13 protein-coding genes and 4 tRNA genes are annotated in these 17864 nt (G+C 63.4%); 6 read left to right on the forward strand and 11 right to left on the reverse strand.

What is annotated here, in order from left to right; translation table 11 throughout:
- Nucleotides 1–28: 28 nt before the first annotated feature.
- The 4 genes from ACFQZZ_RS07135 to ACFQZZ_RS07150 form a co-directional block, all read right to left on the reverse strand.
- On the reverse strand, nt 29–643 hold the full coding sequence (locus ACFQZZ_RS07135; protein WP_378675670.1) for a (2Fe-2S)-binding protein: 615 nt from the start codon (nt 641–643) through the stop codon (nt 29–31).
- The gene (locus tag ACFQZZ_RS07140) at nt 640–1071 is read right to left on the reverse strand and encodes a TIGR02611 family protein (RefSeq protein WP_378675673.1); all 432 of its coding nucleotides are present in this window, start codon (nt 1069–1071) and stop codon (nt 640–642) included. The genes ACFQZZ_RS07135 and ACFQZZ_RS07140 overlap by 4 nt, the downstream gene beginning before the upstream one ends.
- 98 nt (nt 1072–1169) lie before the next feature.
- Nucleotides 1170–3422 (reverse strand): SulP family inorganic anion transporter, encoded by a 2253-nt coding sequence (locus ACFQZZ_RS07145; protein WP_378675676.1) that lies wholly within the window; start codon nt 3420–3422, stop codon nt 1170–1172.
- A gap of 265 nt (nt 3423–3687) precedes the next feature.
- Nucleotides 3688–5919 (reverse strand): SulP family inorganic anion transporter, encoded by a 2232-nt coding sequence (locus ACFQZZ_RS07150; protein ID WP_378675679.1) that lies wholly within the window; start codon nt 5917–5919, stop codon nt 3688–3690.
- Nucleotides 5920–6794: 875 nt separating this feature from the next.
- On the opposite strand from ACFQZZ_RS07150, the gene ACFQZZ_RS07155 reads away from it, so the two are divergent.
- Nucleotides 6795–7880 carry a histidinol-phosphate transaminase gene (locus ACFQZZ_RS07155; RefSeq protein ID WP_378676451.1) on the forward strand — a complete coding sequence of 362 codons (1086 nt, stop codon included), beginning with the start codon at nt 6795–6797 and terminating at the stop codon, nt 7878–7880.
- 953 nt (nt 7881–8833) lie between these two features.
- On the opposite strand, the gene ACFQZZ_RS07160 is transcribed toward ACFQZZ_RS07155, so the two are convergent.
- Together ACFQZZ_RS07160 and ACFQZZ_RS07165 are read right to left on the reverse strand one after the other, a co-directional pair.
- The gene (locus ACFQZZ_RS07160) at nt 8834–9121 is read right to left on the reverse strand and encodes a hypothetical protein (RefSeq protein ID WP_378675682.1); all 288 of its coding nucleotides are present in this window, start codon (nt 9119–9121) and stop codon (nt 8834–8836) included.
- Nucleotides 9122–9740: 619 nt separating this feature from the next.
- A tRNA-Val gene (locus tag ACFQZZ_RS07165) sits at nt 9741–9815 on the reverse strand.
- Between the two features lie 539 nt (nt 9816–10354).
- Here ACFQZZ_RS07165 and ACFQZZ_RS07170 point away from each other — a divergent pair.
- The 3 genes from ACFQZZ_RS07170 to ACFQZZ_RS07180 all read left to right on the forward strand — a co-directional run bounded on the left by ACFQZZ_RS07170 (nt 10355) and on the right by ACFQZZ_RS07180 (nt 10617).
- Nucleotides 10355–10426: transfer RNA gene (locus ACFQZZ_RS07170), tRNA-Gly, on the forward strand.
- A 44-nt stretch (nt 10427–10470) separates the two neighbouring features.
- A tRNA-Cys gene (locus ACFQZZ_RS07175) sits at nt 10471–10541 on the forward strand.
- 1 nt (nt 10542) lies between these two features.
- A tRNA-Val gene (locus tag ACFQZZ_RS07180) sits at nt 10543–10617 on the forward strand.
- A gap of 498 nt (nt 10618–11115) precedes the next feature.
- Here ACFQZZ_RS07180 and ACFQZZ_RS07185 read toward each other — a convergent pair.
- Both ACFQZZ_RS07185 and ACFQZZ_RS07190 read right to left on the reverse strand, forming a co-directional pair.
- Nucleotides 11116–11556, reverse strand: a complete 441-nt coding sequence (locus ACFQZZ_RS07185) for a hypothetical protein (RefSeq protein ID WP_378675685.1) — start codon at nt 11554–11556, stop codon at nt 11116–11118.
- A gap of 405 nt (nt 11557–11961) precedes the next feature.
- Nucleotides 11962–12633, reverse strand: coding sequence for a VOC family protein (locus tag ACFQZZ_RS07190; RefSeq protein WP_378675688.1), 672 nt, complete (start codon nt 12631–12633; stop codon nt 11962–11964).
- Nucleotides 12634–13162: 529 nt separating this feature from the next.
- Between ACFQZZ_RS07190 and ACFQZZ_RS07195 the strand changes: the two genes are divergently transcribed.
- Entirely contained in the window at nt 13163–13912 is a 750-nt protein-coding gene (locus ACFQZZ_RS07195) for a hypothetical protein (protein ID WP_378675691.1), read from the forward strand.
- A gap of 393 nt (nt 13913–14305) precedes the next feature.
- On the opposite strand, the gene ACFQZZ_RS07200 is transcribed toward ACFQZZ_RS07195, so the two are convergent.
- Both ACFQZZ_RS07200 and ACFQZZ_RS07205 read right to left on the reverse strand, forming a co-directional pair.
- Nucleotides 14306–14863 carry a hypothetical protein gene (locus ACFQZZ_RS07200; RefSeq protein WP_378675694.1) on the reverse strand — a complete coding sequence of 186 codons (558 nt, stop codon included), beginning with the start codon at nt 14861–14863 and terminating at the stop codon, nt 14306–14308.
- A 365-nt stretch (nt 14864–15228) separates the two neighbouring features.
- Nucleotides 15229–15633: a hypothetical protein gene (locus ACFQZZ_RS07205; protein ID WP_378675696.1), complete on the reverse strand. Its 405-nt coding sequence runs from the start codon at nt 15631–15633 to the stop codon at nt 15229–15231.
- A 977-nt stretch (nt 15634–16610) separates the two neighbouring features.
- Here ACFQZZ_RS07205 and ACFQZZ_RS07210 point away from each other — a divergent pair.
- On the forward strand, nt 16611–17000 hold the full coding sequence (locus ACFQZZ_RS07210) for a phage tail protein (RefSeq protein WP_378675699.1): 390 nt from the start codon (nt 16611–16613) through the stop codon (nt 16998–17000).
- A gap of 438 nt (nt 17001–17438) precedes the next feature.
- Here the strand turns inward: ACFQZZ_RS07210 and ACFQZZ_RS07215 are convergent, their stop codons facing one another.
- Complete coding sequence (locus ACFQZZ_RS07215) at nt 17439–17849, reverse strand: hypothetical protein (protein WP_378675702.1); 411 nt, start codon at nt 17847–17849, stop codon at nt 17439–17441.
- Nucleotides 17850–17864: the final 15 nt, after the last annotated feature.

Raw genomic sequence — 17864 nt, forward strand, 5'->3', positions numbered from 1 at the left:
GCTGCGCGCAGCCCGCCTCGCTCCCTTGTCAGCTCTCCGTGGCGAGCTTCTCCAGGAGGGCCTTGCGCTCGGTGGCGGGGCGTTTGGGGCAGCTTGTGCACATTTCGCAACCGGGGACCTCGAACACCAGGCAGCAGGAGATGCGGCGCACGAAGGTGCGGCCGCCGACCTCGACGAAGCGGGGCGCCGGCAGCTTGTCGCCGATCTCGGCGGCCAGTCGAGTGCCCGCCTCGGGTATACCGGCATCCAGTGCCCGATTGCCGATCGCGTCGGCCACGATCGCCCAGAGCGACGGCACGCCGGCGCCCGATACCGCGGCGACCGGAGTGATCACGGCGGTGAGGGTTTCCCGCAGCGCGGCGCCGCATTCGACAGCATCGTCGCCGGGGGCGGTGATCTGGACGCGGTCGACCCCACCGTCGGGTCGGACCTCGCATTCGATCCGGTCCAGCACCGGCGCGGCCGCAGCTTCCTCGTGCGCGTAGGCACGCGCGATCTGCTCGACCAGCGCGGAGGCCACCATGCACCACCACAGGGTGCCCGCGATCCGCGGTGAGGTGGTGCCCCAGGACTGGCCCATCTCCGCGATCCGCGCGGCGAGCCAGTCCGGTTGGGTGAGTGTCCGTCCTTGGACGGTGTTCACCGAGAGAGGGGACTGTGCAACCACTGCCATTCGACTCCGATCCAGCCGCCGAGCAACCCGAATGTTCCCAATATCCATAGTGTCGCGACGACGAGCGCGAAGGTAGCCGCCGCCGCGAACACCCGCATAGCCGTACCCCGGCTGGAGTACCAGGCCATACCCTGCCGGTACTTGCCTCGCAGCCAGCTCAGTGCCCGGCGTGCCCAGGCGAATTCAGTGGCCAGGATGCCGAGCCCGGCGAAGACGATCGCCCAGCCGGGTCCGGGATAGGGAATCGCCAGGATTCCGAGCACCAGCACCGCGGCGCCGACCACCGCGACCCCGATCCGGTAGGCGAGGTTCAGAGTAGGTCGCACGGTCAGTCGCGCGCGGAAGGCGCGCCAGCCGGTCGGTTCGCTGGTCGATCGAGGTTCGAGCTCGGTGATCACCCTGCCAGCCTACGAGCGATCCGGCGGTCGCGAATTCGGCTCGAGCACCGACGAACCCGTCCGGACCATGATCCGGACGGGTTCACGTGTTCGCCATCTCAGACGAGCTCGGGTGTGTGGCTGTGCTCGGCGTCGTCGATCTGGACGAGCCCGTCGACGGTGATCTCGATGACGCGGGCGCTGGCGATGTCGAAGAACAGGCCCGACACCGTCACACCACGCTCGGCGACGGCAGCGCGAACCGCCGGATGCCGGTGCAGGGTCTCCACCTGGACCGCCACGTTCACCATTCCGAGCTGGTCCACCGCACCGAACCCGGCCGCCTCGGCCGCGATCGCCACCGGGTGCCCGAGGCGGAAGCGCTCCAGGCTCGGGTCGGCATGTGCCAGCCAGGGGCCGATTCCAGGGCCGGTGTCGGTCCCGGAGTACAACGCTTTCATCGCGCCGCACGACGAGTGGCCGCAAACCACGATGGAGCGCACATTCAGCTCCTGCAGCGCGAATATCAGCGCGGCCTCCACCGACGCGTCTCCGGTCAGCGGAACCAGGTTGCCCACATTGCGCACCGTGAACATGTCACCGGGTCCGCTGTTGGTGATGACGTTGGGCACGATCCGCGAGTCCGAGCAGGTCAGGAAGAACGAATCCGGGTCCTGCGAGTCGTGCAGGTCATCCAAATGCGGCCGCACCACATGCGCGTGACTGCGGTGGTAGGCCGCGACACCCGAGGTGACCCGATCGATGTTCTTGTCGTCGCTGCGCCATGGGCCCAGGATCTCGTCCATCACAGCCCGACCGAAGCCGCGCGCGGGCGGACCCGCCGTCGCATGGGCCATTCGCGCGCTACCGATCTCCACGAAACCGACAGTGCCGCCACTGCTTTCCTGCTGACGGACCCATTCCTCGATGGCCTCGAAGGCGGCGTGATCGAGGAAGTCCACGGTCATCTCGACGGTGACGTCCGCACCCGCGGGCACCTTCGCCAACTCCGCGGACAGCTTGGGCAAGGCGAGGAAGGTGCAGGAACCGTCGATGGTGACCAGCCACCGTCGCGAACCGGGGATCTGCATGGCGGCAACGGCCACCCGCACAACCCGCCACAGCAGCAACCCGAAGGCCAGCGCAAGACCGATAATCACGCCTTCCAACAGGTTCAAGAACACCACGGCGACCACGGTGACGGCGTAAACGAGCAGGTCACCGGTACGCCTGGCGAGCTTGATATGGGCCAGCTTCACCAGTTGGATGCCGATCACGATCAGCAGGCCGGCCAGCGCGGCCTTCGGAATCTGCTGCACGAGTCCGGCCAGCGCGACCGAGAACAGCAGAATCCAGAACCCATGGAGCACGGCGGAGACCCTGGTACGCGCGCCCGCCTGCGCATTGGTGGCGCTGCGGACGATCACGCCGGTGACCGGCAGACCGCCGAGCAGACCGGAGACGACGTTGGCCGCACCCTGGCCGATGAGTTCCCGATCGAAATTGGTCCGATTGCCGGTGTGCATCTTATCGACGGCCACTGCCGAAAGCAGGCTCTCGACACTGGCGATGAGTGCGATGGTCAGCACCATGATCGCCACTGCCGCCCAGTTACCGCTCGGCAGCTTCGGCAGCTCGATCGCGTCGAACAGCGAACCGCTCAACACAATTCGCTCAGCACCCGTCGGCAGCAGCAGGGATAGCACGGTGCCTGCGAAGACCGCGACCAGCGGCCCGGGGACCGCACGCACCCGATCCGGAACATAACGCCACCCGAGCATGATCACGATGACGACCGCGCCGATGAACGCGTCGCCGCCGTGTAGGTTCATCAACTGCCCCGGCAGTTCGGCGATGTTCTTCCAGGCGGAGCTGTGTGAGGAGCCGCCGAGCAGCACATGGATCTGCTGTAGCGCGATGGTGATACCGATGCCCGCCAGCATGGCGTGCACGACCACAGGCGCGACCGCGAGCGCCGCCCGGGCGATTCGGCTGAGCCCGAACAGGATCTGTAACAGACCAGCGGCCACCACGATGAAACAGGTGACACGCCAACCGAATTCACTGATGGACTCGGCGACGACCACGGTAAGTCCCGCAGCGGGGCCACTCACCTGCAGCACAGAGCCGCCGACCGTACCGGCGACGATACCGCCGACAACAGCAGCGATGAGTCCGGCGGCCACGGGGGCACCCGAAGCCAGGGCGATGCCGAGGGACAGCGGCAAAGCGACCAGGAACACCACGATCGAGGCGGGCACGTCGTGGCGGAGGACAGACGCCACCCAGCCGGATCGAGATCCGGAACTACGGCCTTCCCCCGATGCGGTGGACGGTGACAGTGGTGTGGCTACATCGTTCTCGACAGCCATTGACTTCTCCTTCGCCGAACTCGGCAGGCGCCGAGGTCGGTTGACGATCAACATGTCCAGCAGGGCATAAGACCGCGAACCGGCATCTCGCGGTGAAGCAGTTCCCGACGCGAGGTCGAGATGTAAATCCCAACAAGGGTATTGGTAAAGACTTAGCAAAGCCTGAGAAGTAGCCCAAAAGTGCCTGGCCCCATAGTCGGACGATGCCGTGACGTTCAGCACATCCGCTCCGGCCGACCGCAATGGTGAGCCGAAAGCGCCACCGCTACACGGGTTCCGCGGCGACACGGCTACCCGCATCGTCGAACTCGGCGATCCCGTCGACAGTGACCTCGATGACCCGCGCCGTAGCTATATCGAAAAACAGCCCCGACACCGCAACACCGCGTTCTTCGATCCCACCGCGCACCGCCGGGTGCGCGTACAACCGCTCCAATTGCAGCGCGACATTCACCATGCCGAGCTGGTCCACTTCGCCGAAGCCGGCGAATGCCGCGGCGTCGGCCACCGGGTGCCCGAGCCGGAACCGGTCCAGACTCGGCCGCGCATGCGCGAGCCAATCGCCGAGGCCGGGTCCGGTCCGCACCTCGCGGTGCAGCGCCTCCATCGCGCCGCAGCCGGAATGCCCGCACACCACCACCGCGCGCACGTCCAGCTTCTCCAGCGCGTAGATCAACGCGGCCTCCACCGACACATCGCTGCCGCCCGCCGGGACCAGATTGCCGACATTCCGGACGGTGAACAGGTCACCGGGACCGCTGTTGGTGATGACGTTGGGCACGATGCGGGCATCGGCGCAAGTCAGGAAGAAGGAGTCGGCGTCGGGCCGGTGACGCAATCCGTCCAGGTGCGGCCGCATGAGATGGGCATGGCCGCGGTGGTAGGCCGCGATGCCCGCCGCTATCGGATCCTCCCGGTTGCCGCTGCGCCGCCACGGCCCGATCGCCTCGTCGATGACCTGCCGCGAACGCCCGCGCTCCGGCGGGCCCGCTTCCGCCCGTGCCATCCGCGCACTACCGATTTCGACGAATTCGACTATCCGACCATCGGATTCGCGCTGCGCGGCCCAGTCGGCGATCAACTGATAGGAGCCGTGGTCGAGGAAGTCGACGGTCATCTCGATGGTGACCTCGGCGTCGGCAGGCACCTTGGCAAGTTCGGCGGTCAGCTTCGGCAGCGCAAGGAAGGTGCAGGTGCCGTCGATGGTCACCACCCAGCGCCCGGCGCCGGCCACCGGTTCAGCGATGATCGTCACCCGGACCACCCGCCACAACAGCAGCGCGAAAGACAGCAGCAGGCCGATCACCATGCCCTGCAACAGATTCAGGAACACCACGCCGAGCACTGTCGCCAGGTAGACACACAGGTCGCCGGTGCGGCGAGCCAGCCGGATGTGCGCCAACTTCACCAGTTGCACGCCGATCAGAATGAGTAGCCCGGCCAGTGCCGCCTTGGGAATCTGCTGAACCAGTCCGGCCAGCGCGACCGCGAACAGCAGGATCCAGACACCGTGCAACATCGTCGCGGCCCTGGTCTGCGCCCCCGCCTGGGCGTTGGTGATGCTGCGGACGATCACCGAGGCGATGGGCAAGCCACCGAGCAGCCCGGACACCATGTTCGCCGAGCCCTGCCCGATGAGTTCACGATCGAAATTCGTCGGCTTGTCCGGACGCGACTTGTCCACGGCTACCGCCGACAGCAGGCTCTCCACGCTGGCGATCAGCGCGATCGTCACCATCGTCACCGCGATGGCGGACCAGCTGCCGGTCGGAATCGCGGGCAGGCCGATCGAATCGAGCAGCGACCCGTCCAGCACGATGCGCTCGACATGCGTCGGCAGCACCAGCGAAAGAACCGTTGCGACGACGACTGCGACCAGCGGCCCCGGCATGACACGCACCGGGCGCGGGACGAACCTCCAGGCGATGAGGATGACGATGACAACCACACCGATGGCGAGGTCACCGCGATGTACCGACATCAGCTGATGCGGCAAGGCGGTGAGGCTGACGAACGACGAACTCAGCGAGTTGCCACCGAGTAGCACATGCACCTGCTGCAGCGCGATGATGACGCCGATGCCCGCAAGCATCGCGTGCACCACCACCGGCGCGATGGCGAGTGCGCCGCGCGCGACCCGACTCAGGCCGAACAGGATCTGCAGCACACCCGCCCCCATGGTGATGAAACAGGTTGCCGCCCAGCCGAATTGGTGCACGCTTTCGGCGACGACAACGGTGAGACTCGCGGTCGGCCCGCTCACCTGCACCGCCGAGCCGCCGAGCAGCCCGGCGACCACACCGCCGACGACAGCCGCGATCAGACCGGCGGCGACGGGCGCACCGGAGGCCACCGCGATACCCAGCGAAAGCGGCAGTGCGACAAGGAAAACCACGACCGAAGCGGGCAAGTCGTGGCGGCCGATAACGGCGAGACGTTCGGGAAAACCTGCGCGGAGCGGCGACGTCCGTGGTGCGGAATCGGTGTCGGTGGACATATTTCTCCTTCGCCGGAACGGCGGGAGCCGATCCGGTTCATCGGTCGAACATGTACTGGCATCGAAAGCGAGCGGCGGGCGAAGCTGTTGCTTCGTGGAGCAGCGACCCGATGACGCGAAGGTCAGCCAAATAGTAAAGACTTCGCAAAGCGTATGGAAAGCTTTTGGGACAAACGTTGCCAACTGCTATCAAACTGTGACATAGGTCACAGTACGGTAACCGATGGTTTGCCCTCGGACGCGACGTGGGGAGACCTGCAGGTCAGGTCGAACGCGCCCGACCTGATCAGCACGGTTCAGTCGCTCCGATCGCGGCTTGTTCGGGTTTGTCATGCGGGTTGAGGACGAACGCCGATACCGCTCCGGCAAGCGCGAGGGCGCCAGGCTGTTGATGCCACCAGATGCTTCGGCGTTCTCGCCGGTGACCTTCGGCGCTCGACAGACAAGGCCGCGATTGCGGCGACCAGTAGGCCGAGAATCCACCAATCCGCGATGCCGACGACCAGGACAAGCGAGCCCTCGACATGCAGTATCCCGCGCGCCCGCCGATCGTCGATGCCGGAGCCGACGACGACGGCCACCGACCAGTCGATCGACGGATAACGTCGGAAAACTGGCCGATATGGGCGACACCGATGCACACGGCGCATCAAACAGTCTTGACATCAATGGCCATCGTTAGCCAAAAATTGGGCGCTTATTAGCCAGATTTCCCAGTGTCGAGAAGTAGCGGCATATGCGCTCGACCAGGTTGCCGATATTATTCGACCGCTTGTGCTGCCGGAATCCGATCCGGCCGATGTTAGCTAGTGAGGTCTGCAATGAAGCGGAGCGATGAATTCGCCGATGTGGCGCCTACCGGGTCTCAGACCCGGATGGCAGATCTGCCATTGCGAAGAGGATTATTGAATAGAACATCGTATCGCGCGCCGCAGCTGTCCGTTTCCGTACGGATGAATACCAATGAGAGCCCTTTCCCGCCGACGTCATGGGTTTCCGAGGACATATTGGCGTCGCTGCGAGAGGCAGTTTCATCGCTACATCGATATCCCGACAGGGACGCGATCGAATTGCGGACCGACTTGGCCGACTACATCTCCCGACAGACCGGAGTCGCTGTTGAATTCGACAACATATGGGCGGCCAACGGATCACTCGAGATATTACAGCAGTTGATGCAGGTCTTCGGCGGCTCCGAGCGCAGCGCATTGAGTTTCGTGCCGAGCTACTCCATGTACGCGAGCATCGCGACCACCACGGAAGTCGAATGGCTGGAAATTGCTCGCGATGCCGATTTCTCACTCAACATAGACAAGGCACTCGCGGCAATTCTCGAACATGCACCCGACATCGTGTTCTTGACAAATCCACACAATCCCACCGGACAGAGTATGGCGATCGCCGACCTGCAGCGGATTCTCGAGGCAGCATCGGGCATCGTGATCGTGGACGAGGCTTACGGCGAGTTCTCCTCAGTACCCAGCGCGATCGGCCTGATCGACAGGTTCCCCACACGTCTGATGGTGACCAGAACCCTGAGCAAAGCATTCGGCTTCGCCGGCGGACGCCTCGGATACCTTGTCGCCGCTCCCGAGGCCATCGAAGCACTGAAATTGGTGAGTCTGCCATATCACCTATCGGCCCTGACCCAAGCCGCAGCGCGGGCGGTCTTGCGCCACGCCGACGAGATAATCGGACACGTTGCGGAATTCACGAAGGAGCGAGAACGCATTACCCGCGTTCTGCGCCACCACCGATTCGATGTGGTGGATAGTGCGGCCAACTTTCTCCTGTTCGGACGGTTCACGGACGCGGCACTGGCCTGGCAGTATTATCTCGACCAAGGTGTCCTGATCCGCGATATCGGCATACCCCACTATCTACGCATGAGCATCGGTAATGCTGCCGAGAACGACCGGTTTATCGAGATCACCCAGAGTCTGGAACCCATGGACCCGTGAACGCTTGGTTCAGCAGATCGGGGTCGCGTGCGGTGCGACAGGTCGCGCTCCAGCGCATTGTGCACTGCGTGCGGGATCTCGTGTCGTGGCAATGATCGTGCACCGCGCCCGGCGGGTCCTGAGGTGTGTCCAGGCACGTTTGCACGCCTGGACGATCGGTGCTGTCTCCAGGTGTTGCACAGCCGTGATGGCCACGAGCTGCGACTCGAGACAACCCCGACGACTTGCTCGACCGAGCGCCGATCGCGGCGCACGCCGGCCTCGCACCAAGCACAATCCGCGCTGACATCTCTCACGGCCGACTCGGCGAGCCGGACGACACCGAGGACGGCATTCAGCGCTGGAAGCGCGCGACCCACCGACGCGATGATCGAAAGACCGACGGCGGTACCCACACAAGAGGGGCCAAGAATCTGTCAGGATTGATCGGTGCCGCTGTGGCGCATACCTGATACGTGAAGGAGGAGGATCATGGCAAGCCAAGAGTCTTACCCTCAGTATCATCGCGGAACCGCATACAGGCCTGGAGACAGGGTTAGCAACCAGGGCACAAACTTCGAAGTGAAGCCGTTCCCGGAGGGGAGTTGGGCTTGCCAATCTCCACCGCATTACGAGCCAGGCGTCGGCACTCGTTGGCAAGACGCATGGACACCGGTGTAGGACGAAAGCAGAATCAAGATTCCGGTCGGCTAATACAGCCGCGGATCGTGAACCAGACGGAAATCGTGTCGTGCTCCCGGGCCGCCGGTCGCAGTGATTCGCGGCCCGGGACTTCACCGACCGGGGCATCACAGTCGCGGGCGGTCCGGTCTGTGAGCATGGCGCTATGCCATGGCGTCACCACATGCGCTTCGTCGCCGACCATGGAGATCACGCGGAGTGGGATCCTGCCGTTCCCTATCCGTTCGGTCCGGTCGCTGCCCTCATGACGCCGATCCTTTCACCGCCGTCGGTCATTCGCCGCCCTCTCGGATCAGCTTGTGCAGTTCGTTAGCGGCACGACCGGCCACAGCGGGGTCGGGATTGTTCATGGCTTCCTCGACAAGGTGATGCCTGCGCGCTCTGCTGCGATGCTCCAGCAGCTCCCGGAACAGCGCCGCCAGAGTCGGTTGGTAGGCGTCGTCGTAGTAGACCGGGAAAGTGTTCGATGGCATCGGTCGGTCGTAGTCCTCTGCATCCCAGTCGTATTCGGCGTCGTACAGCCATTGCCGTAGTTGCTCATCGGTTGGACGTTCCACCATCACGAAATCACCTCTTCCCAATACCCGGTCACCCGTTCGATCCTCCCGTCTCGTCATACATCCCGCGTAGCGCGTTCGGATCCCACGTCACCGCGAACGGGTCGTCGCCATCGGGTTTGTCTACACGATCACCCTGCTGATCGTCGCCCCTGACGTCCCGCGGGATAACGCCCGCCTGATCGTGATGGCTTGGAGCACAACACTTTTCCGTGTCCCTGGCACCCGCCGGCCTCTACGGTCTCGGCAGTCCTCGTCGAGTAACCGCGCCAGCAGCGTGATTCAGGCACCCGTGGATCCCATCCCGGACGTCCGACCAAACGCCCCGACCCTGCCGTGCAGAGTCGGGGCGTGCTCGGCGTTTACGCCAGAACCTCAGCTGGCCGTAACCGTAGGTCCATCGCTGGTGGTGACGCTGATGTGGGGTTGCTCGGCGATATGTGCTCACACGATCGCAAAGGCAAACCGTCCTCACCGATCGGCACGGCTTGCTGTTCAGCGTTCCAAATTTGTAGGCGACAACAGACTGATCCACATTGATCCAGGCGTTTTGGTGTGGTCTTCGGCAGGCACAAAAAAGCCCCTCGCTCAGGTTCTTGGCCTGATCAAGGGGCTTTTCCGGTGGTGGTCCCAGCTGGTTTCGAACCAGCGACCTTCCGCGTGTGAGGCGGACGCTCTCCCGCTGAGCTATGGGACCGAACTCTGTCGTTCGAGTGGCGCCGAAGCGTCATCCGAACGAGGAGGAACATTAGCACGCACCACCGGCGGTCTACCAAATCGCCACCTGGATATCGCGGGATGCCATGCCGCACTTGCGATCGAGCGCGGTTGAGGCACGGGTTCCGACGCACCTATCGCACTACTCCAGCAACGCAACTCACGTTGGCGACCCGACCGACTGTTGACGACTCCCACCTACCAGGCAACCTCCTCGACACGCCCGCCTCGGCGAAAGCCTTTACGCCCTCCTGACCGGTCCGACCCGCCTTGCCCCAACGCCAGGCGGGCCGCGGACATCCCCTACGCCCTAGCAACGCCGCCAGCGAGCCGACGAACGCCCGTCTACCTCAATCGGGCGCTATCCGCCGCCCAACACCCGCAGCAGCCATCCGAACAACACCGGTGTGATTCGAATTCAGCCCCCTCTACCAGCGGATTTGTACCTTTACGCGAACGTCGTCTAATGTTTCATCTCGCAGCACGGAGGACAGCAAGACGGCCTCTGAGATGCAAAATGCGGATGTAGCGCAGTGGTAGCGCATCACCTTGCCAAGGTGAGGGTCGCGGGTTCAAATCCCGTCATCCGCTCGAAGAGTAGGGCCAGGCAGTAACTAAGCCTTCCCCCTTCGCACGGTGGAGTGGCCGAGTGGTGAGGCAACGGCCTGCAAAGCCGTGCACACGGGTTCGATTCCCGTCTCCACCTCGCGCGATTAGCTCAGCGGGAGAGCGCTTCCCTGACACGGAAGAGGTCACTGGTTCAATCCCAGTATCGCGCACCACCGTTTTACCAGATCAGACCCGGTTTTTGCCGGGTCTGATTTTGTTTGTGCCCAACGCTTGGCCCAATCGCCGGTTCGCGCGGTCTCACAACGTCCGGCATTACACCAGCGGTCGGGGGTTCGATCCCCTCCGCGCCCACAGAAGAAGTTGCAGGTAGCGAGATCGCGATGCTCGCGAGAACGTTGCCCTACGAGGTCTAGATGGGGCAAACGTGGGGCACGGACCCGTAAATGGCAGCGCGCCCGACGTGGTGGCCCACGACCGGCAGTCGCACACATTGCAGCAACGGCACTCCTCCAACCCCAACCCCAACCGCATCCATGTCCGGTGCCGCCGGTCAGCGGCCCTCGCAGCGACCGGTCAACGAGAACGCCCGCTGATGTCGACCACGCGCGTGGGCGCAGCTACGACACGTTCATCGTCAGGAATCACGGAATGTCGACGAGCCGCCACCGCCTTGCCAAATACGCATATTGGCGCACCGCCCCAGCCCCGGTTTACGTCGGCCTGACGGTGATGGCGGAGGAGTTTGAGCTCCGGCCGCCAACGACGAACGCCAGATTCGTAGTTCCGGCAGGAGCGTCGATGGCAGCGGTTACCGCAACCCAGAGCGCCGACAGTGAACCCGGTTCCGGAATGCCCAGGTCGACATCCTTGAAGTTGAGAGTCGCACCATCGGGCGACAGGTTCCCGGGGTAGTTCCGTATGGCGCGAACGTGGTCGAACACGGTCAGGTGATAAATGGCGCCCGTTTCGGGCTCGAACCGGAGTCTGCGTCCCGGCGGGAGGGTCACAATGATGTCCTGCCCAGGCACGGGGCCGCTACCCTCGTTCTGTACCCGCGCCCCTGGATATCCAACGTTGCCACCTGCAACCAGTTCGACCGGCTCCCAGGGTGACACCGAAAACTGGATTTGAGCGGAAGTTTCAATGACCATGTCGTTCTCCTTAGCTCGAGCGTTCTGGAGAGAAGCCACAGTTCGCATCGATTCTGTCTCGAGGACACCTCGGGATAACGCTGATACGAGCAAGAGCGAACTGGGCAACTCTTCGTCCGCTACATCGAGGACGCCATCGGCAAGACCCTAGGGAACTTATGTTCGAGTATTGGAGTGACGATCTTTGCTATCCGCGGTATCTCGGGTTGCCTCGTTCGGCCGTTCTTCCCAGCGTTTCCGCGAGAGCCGAGGCGATGAGGGCCGCGGCCCGATCATCGTCGTGGACCAGTTGCTGCAGATGTCCAGCGCGATAGTCCCGGCCGCTCCTTTCACTTCAATCGAAAGGGCACTTTCGTCCTTATTCCGCCAACCGACTAGCCCAAGTCGCGGGCACGAACCCGACGTTCATAAGGGCAACGGGTCGCCTGCCTGTTCCGCCACCATGTAGGCGGCGTACCAATCGGGCCAGTTTTCATCACGCTGGCCACCTGTTCTTTTCTCATGCTCGCCGTGAGCGACGGACGCGCGCCGCATCGCGCTGGCAAGATCCTGCGCGGAGGCGAAGTTCGTGGCGGTTGACGCGATCCGGCCAGGCAATCGTGTGGTGATCTCCTGGAACAGCCAGCCGTTGCCGTCGGGATCGCTGAACGATGCAAACGAGCGGTAACTGCCGCGGTCGGGGTCTGGACCGTTCACCCGGATCCGTCCGAACAAATAGGGCTCGTCAGGGCCGACGTGCACGCCGTCGCCGCCGTGGAACACCTCACCGATCTCGACGCCGCGACGGAGCAGAGCGTCGCGGGCGGCCCCGATGTCGGAGACGATAAGATACAAACCCTGGGCGGAGCCAGGAACCGCCGAGGTCACGTTCTTGCCGAAGATGACTGATGCCGGAGAGCCTGGCGGCGTGTACTGGATCACGCGAAAGTCGTCTCCGTCGGCCAAGTCGGCGTCGAGCCGCCATCCCAAGTCGCCATAGAAGCGCTTGGCGCGATCGACATCTGAAACGGGAATGACAACGATCTCGAGCTTCATGTCGAGCATTGCGGTTTCGCCGGGTGCTCCAGGATCGGTCATATCAAACTCCTTTGGTTTGGATGACTTGCGGTGATTCTCAGCGACGGCACAAAGGCGGGAATCGTGAACTTCCTCGCCGGCGACCACTACTCACCAGGTCGCCGCTATTTACGCACTGCTGCATGATCGCCCCTGCGTTACTTGTTGTCGATCACTGGATTGAAGAGGACATCGTCGCGAAGCAGGTGTTCCAGTTCCAGCTGGAATGAAAAACATGGTCGGCGGGCCTGGCAATAGTGAACCACGGAATCGCCGAGCCGCGCCGCCGCCGCACAAGCTCGATATCCAACTGGTGGAGCCTGGCATTCCCATGGGGCGGCTCTACCATGGACCGCGGGCTGGCGCGCACGGCCGGACAGGCCAACATCCTGAAATGCCGCCGGGCGGGTGAACCGATCTGAACCACGCTCGCGACCAACAAGCGAGAGCTTCTGCGGCCCAAGACATCCTGTCATGCCGAAATCCGTCGTTCAGCTGCCAGGGACTTCGCGGAGGAGCGTCCGGCCTGAGGCGCGTCTAGGGTCGGGGCATGTCGCTCGATCTGATCGTCGTCTCGAAACGTCTGGCAACGGTTGGTCTCGCGGCTGTGACCGCGCTCGAGCAACGCCTGGGTGTCGCGATGCCGCCCGGGTACGCCGAGCTCATGGCGATCTACGGCGAGGGCAGCGTCTGCAACACGCTCGACGTCTGGGGGCCGGCGCGCATTCTGGAGCGCCTCGACGAGGCCCGAGAGATTTGGGCGGAGTGCTGGTTCTGGGAGCACCCGGAGCTGGTGCAGGCCGATTTCGCCGCCGCGGTGCCGGTCGGCGGCTCGTCGAGCGGTGACCAGGTGGCACTGGTGCCGGGACGCGGTCTTGTCGTGCTGCCGCGCCATTCGGACGACGCGATCGATGTGGGCACGTCGTATACCGAGGCTGTGCGTTGGTTCTGCACCTCGGGGCGTCTCGTGGCGGCGAGTGAGGTGCTGTGGTTCGAATCCTGGACGCAGCAGAGCTGCTGGGAGAACTGGAGCGGCGATGAGTTCCACCAGGTACAGGACGCGATCGCCGCGTTGGACCTGCACGTCGCGGTCGACGCGTCCCGCGAGGACGCGAGAACGTTCCTGATCCCGGCCATGGGCGGTCATGTGTATGTCATGGAAACCTTCGGTGACGGGGATTTGTATGTGCACGTGCGCTTCGAGCCGGAGTATGTGGCGCTCTATGCACGGATCGAGGTGGCTTTGGCCGGAGTCGGGGTGACCAGAGTTGCGCGCTGGGGTGCGGAGCCAGCGGCCTAGTCTCCGAACAGGACCCGCCGCAAGGCTTTCCCGGACAGGGGCCGCGGGATGGCCTCGACGGCATGGCAGGTCGTCGGGCCTTTCGGTTGTCCGCGCCGGACGTCCTGCAATGCCGCATACCGCGCTGACCGAACCGGCTGTCAGCAGACGCCGTTGCATCCAACGCACCATGGTGCGTCTACGGCGGTGGCATTCGCCGCGCCCGGCGCTGGCAGTCGCATAACGCTGATCGAGGGGCGGGCGGCAGTCGTTCTCTCCGCACGTGACTGGTAGCGAGACCTATTCGAAAGTTGCGGAATTCGCTGAACAGGTGGAGCTGCGTTGCCCTGAACGAGCATTCGAGGTGTGAGCGACCGAAGCTGTTGCAGGACTATGTCATCGACGATGGAGCTTTCAAACCCACAGGAACTGGCGCGAGAGCCGTGCCCAGCTGGCCAGTTGCGTGGCGTAGAGCAGGACTCCGCCGACCCAGGCAAGCCAGTGCCATGCCGAGTCCACCACTGGTAGGACGCAGACCAGGCTGGCGAGCGGAATTACTGGAATGACCAGGATGAACGCCATCTTCATCGGGAGTTGACTCCAGCCGGTGCGGTAGATCGTGCCGCGTATGTAGCCTTCCCAGCCGAAGACGCGGTCATCTTGGCATTTTTCGACGAGCACTGGCCGTATCCGCTCGTTGATGTACTCGCCAAGGTGCTGAGCGTGAATTGTGTAGGTCTGGTACAACAGGCCCAGCGCCACCGAGACGTAGGGGACCACCAGTAACAACTGAGGCGGAACTCGCTGCGAGAGTATGAAGGTCACGATCGCGGCGGTGGCGGTGATGTTGAGACTCATGACTGTGCGCTGCCCTCGTCCCAGCTCATCCAACTCGTGTCGCAGTGCCGAGAACTCGGCCAATGCGGTATCCACGACCAATTTCACTGGCTCGTCCCGAGATTCTGCACTCATGGAATTCCTTCCGGCGGTGGAACCGGTGGCGCTGCAATCAATCATGCAGCACACAAGCTGAGAAGGAATCGAATTCCGCTGAGGCGGGACGGCTTTGTCGTTCTGGATGGTCGGCACGTCGGTCCAGAGACACCCAAGCGCCTACCTATCGACGAAGGAAAGGTAGGCGCTTCTCTCTGAGAGCTGATCTCAACCTAGGAGCAGGACGGCGCGCCACCGAACCGCCTGAACCCGCACCGCATACCGCGTGGTTCCCAACGGCCACGCGGCCCGCGCCCCAGGTTCGACGGTCGGTGGCCCTATCGCGGAGTCCACAGAGGACGCCGCGACCAGCCACCAACTGCGCTGCCTCGGCCCCGCACCCGTCAGGCGGCGTCCAGAGCCGCAGCGATCTTGCGCGCCATCACAACCACCGCAGGACTGGGCCCACCCTTGCCGGACCCGACGACGGCTTCGACAGCGACCAGGACCGTGCCACGGAAGTTGTCGACCTCGCCCGGATACTGCTCACCGAGCACACCCATCGCCGCGGTCAAGCTCGGCAGCACCTGGTCGGCGAGTTCAGCGACGGACTTGCCTGGCAGATGGATGTCTCTGGACTTCGCGGCAAGCACATGCCCGACCAGCCCAGTCGCCGAAGTCAGCACGATCGAGGCATGCGTGACGGCTTTGTGTGGCGCACCGGCGGCAGCCAACAGCGACACCGCACCGTAGGCGGCGGTACGCAGGATGCTCTTGTCCTGGTCGGTCAAAGTGATGGTGATGGACATGTCGTGTACTCCTCGAAATCGGTTGTGGGCACCGACCCGAACCGTGTCGGTGCCGGTCGTTGTGTTCGATGTACACACAGTCACCGAGCGGACTGACATCGACCTGACACACACCTGACACCCCCACTGACACCACGATCAGCCATCAACACGCCAGCCAACCCCGCTGACGATCACACAACCCGAGACCGCTGTGGCTCAGAACGTCTGCAATGCAGCTGTGCGCGGACGGCAAGTGACGCCGTGGCGTCGGATTTTCGCCGATACGCCATCTGACCCGTTCGAGCTGCCGTCAAGATTCACCGATAACGACGTCAGATATCGTCGGCCTCCCCACGGTTCGGCTGCCCGTGCAGAGAGGTATGCGATCCAACTGGTTTGGCGTATTGGGCTCATCGGTGGGCGGTAGCCGCGGCGACGCCATAGAGGTCGCTGATCACGATGGCGTCGAGGTCGATGGTACTGGCGATCATCGCAGTGTTTCGGGCAGCCATTGTGCTCGTTTCGGTCCTGAAAGTGTTGCGGCAAGCCAGATTTGGGCCGGACCACCTCAATGTCGACGAGGAGGTGACGTTTCGTCATCCATTTCGATAACCGGCTATGGCCATGCTGTTGGCGGGGTTGACGACGAGATATGCATCGACGTCAGGCTGTGTAAGCCTGGTGATGCTGCTTCCGTGCCGTCGAGCCAGTTCAGGAAGTTGATGATGCTCCGGATCCGGCATCGGCTTCCCTTATCTGCGCCTTTGCGTATCTGCCCCTTTCCGGAAGGGGCCGCGCGTTGCGCGGCGGCGGATCACGATATCCGTCACTCGAGGCATCAAGAGTTGGGCCAGGCGATGGGTGTGCCACCAGATGAGGTCCCGGATAGCCCGATGAGGGCGACATCCATCACGACGGCCTCGCGTACGCCGTATTCTCACGAGGCAGTGCCTCATGAGAGAGAACCCAATCGGTTACTAATCCAGGAGGTCGACATGCGAACCCAAGACAAGATCAGCACGGGCACGTTCCGCATCGCTCTGGACAACTTCGTCGTAGAAACGGTGCACAGCGTGTCAGGTCTCGGCAATGGGCAGGATCACAAACGGCCGGGGGCCGAGCCGGGCCGTGAGGTGACCATCACCCGGAGCATGGACAAAAGCAAGATATTCACCGACTGGATCCAACAGTCACTGCAGGACCACAACGCTGCTAGGAAGAACATCACGATCACCATGCTGGACAACTATGGCAAGCCCTACCGGCAGATCAGTCTGGCGAACGCTTGGGTAAGCACATGGAACGAGCCTTCGTTCAATGCCGGTAACTCCGGGCCAGCGGATGAGAAAGTCAGCCTCTGCTATGACGAGATGAAGGTCGAGTAGCGCTGTTCGGTCAGTGGCTCGACTGCGACGCCTGCATGCCAGTCGAGATGCCTCCATCGGGTCCGCGTCGGTAGGCATCCGTAGGTAGCCCGCTCGAAGTGACAATGCCGTGCCAGTCCGGTGACAGAAAGCGACCGACGGGTAGGTCGACTGCCAGCTCGGTGATGGTGCCGGTGACAGACCACTCCGTCGAATGGCATGGTCGATGGGGCTGCTCAGACCAGTCGAGCCATCGGTTTGACGCGACGAAGGGCGGCGTTCGTGCCCGCCTTCAATGGGCATGAGCGCCGCCCTGTTCAGGACCGGTCTGCCGGGCTACTGCTGCATCTGTTCGGCTTCTGCTACCACCTATCGCTCCTGCGCGCCGTTGAGGTTGTGCAGCCTGGGTCGCGCTGAACTGACCCTCGTAGATGTTGTGGCTCACCCATCGCCGGGCTGCTATTTCGGGGGTGCGGAGGTGGTGGGCGCGACAGCAGCGTGGATGGTGACCTCCGGGGCCGGCGCGCCTGGTACCGGTGGAGTCCGAATCTGGTCGACCACCGGCGTAACTGCGTCGTAGACCGTGGCCGCGAGTGGCTCATCTCGGGCGGACGCACCACCATGCGCGTTGTAGTCCAATATTTGGAGATAGTCGACCATTTGCGGTCCGGTCAGCTCGATGGTCACCATCCCGCTTGGATCTTCAGTCAGGCTCTTGGGCTTATCGAGATTCTTTTTCGGGGAACCGCCGGAGTTGGTCCGGGTCCACAGATCCTTGGTCATGTGGAGTTTGAACACCTGCACACTGGCCGCCTTGCGTTCCCGGTCGCCCTGTTCCTTCGGCGAGACCGTACAACCCGCACCGGTCATGGCCAAAACGCCAAT

This window comes from Nocardia sp. GCM10030253, assembly GCF_042675075.1.
Classification (GTDB): domain Bacteria; phylum Actinomycetota; class Actinomycetes; order Mycobacteriales; family Mycobacteriaceae; genus Nocardia.

Bases quoted from the DNA above. Each gene is read 5' to 3' on its own strand.
- ACFQZZ_RS07205 (WP_378675696.1), bottom strand. From the start codon at position 15,633: ATGTCCATCACCATCACTTTGACCGACCAGGACAAGAGCATCCTGCGT.
- ACFQZZ_RS07195 (WP_378675691.1), top strand. From the start codon at position 13,163: ATGTCGCTCGATCTGATCGTCGTCTCGAAACGTCTGGCAACGGTTGGT.
- ACFQZZ_RS07160 (WP_378675682.1), bottom strand. From the start codon at position 9,121: ATGGTGGAACGTCCAACCGATGAGCAACTACGGCAATGGCTGTACGAC.
- ACFQZZ_RS07210 (WP_378675699.1), top strand. From the start codon at position 16,611: ATGCGAACCCAAGACAAGATCAGCACGGGCACGTTCCGCATCGCTCTG.
- ACFQZZ_RS07185 (WP_378675685.1), bottom strand. From the start codon at position 11,556: ATGGTCATTGAAACTTCCGCTCAAATCCAGTTTTCGGTGTCACCCTGG.
- ACFQZZ_RS07150 (WP_378675679.1), bottom strand. From the start codon at position 5,919: ATGTCCACCGACACCGATTCCGCACCACGGACGTCGCCGCTCCGCGCA.
- ACFQZZ_RS07145 (WP_378675676.1), bottom strand. From the start codon at position 3,422: ATGGCTGTCGAGAACGATGTAGCCACACCACTGTCACCGTCCACCGCA.
- ACFQZZ_RS07155 (WP_378676451.1), top strand. From the start codon at position 6,795: ATGGCAGATCTGCCATTGCGAAGAGGATTATTGAATAGAACATCGTAT.
- ACFQZZ_RS07200 (WP_378675694.1), bottom strand. From the start codon at position 14,863: ATGAGTGCAGAATCTCGGGACGAGCCAGTGAAATTGGTCGTGGATACC.
- ACFQZZ_RS07190 (WP_378675688.1), bottom strand. From the start codon at position 12,633: ATGACCGATCCTGGAGCACCCGGCGAAACCGCAATGCTCGACATGAAG.
- ACFQZZ_RS07215 (WP_378675702.1), bottom strand. From the start codon at position 17,849: ATGACCGGTGCGGGTTGTACGGTCTCGCCGAAGGAACAGGGCGACCGG.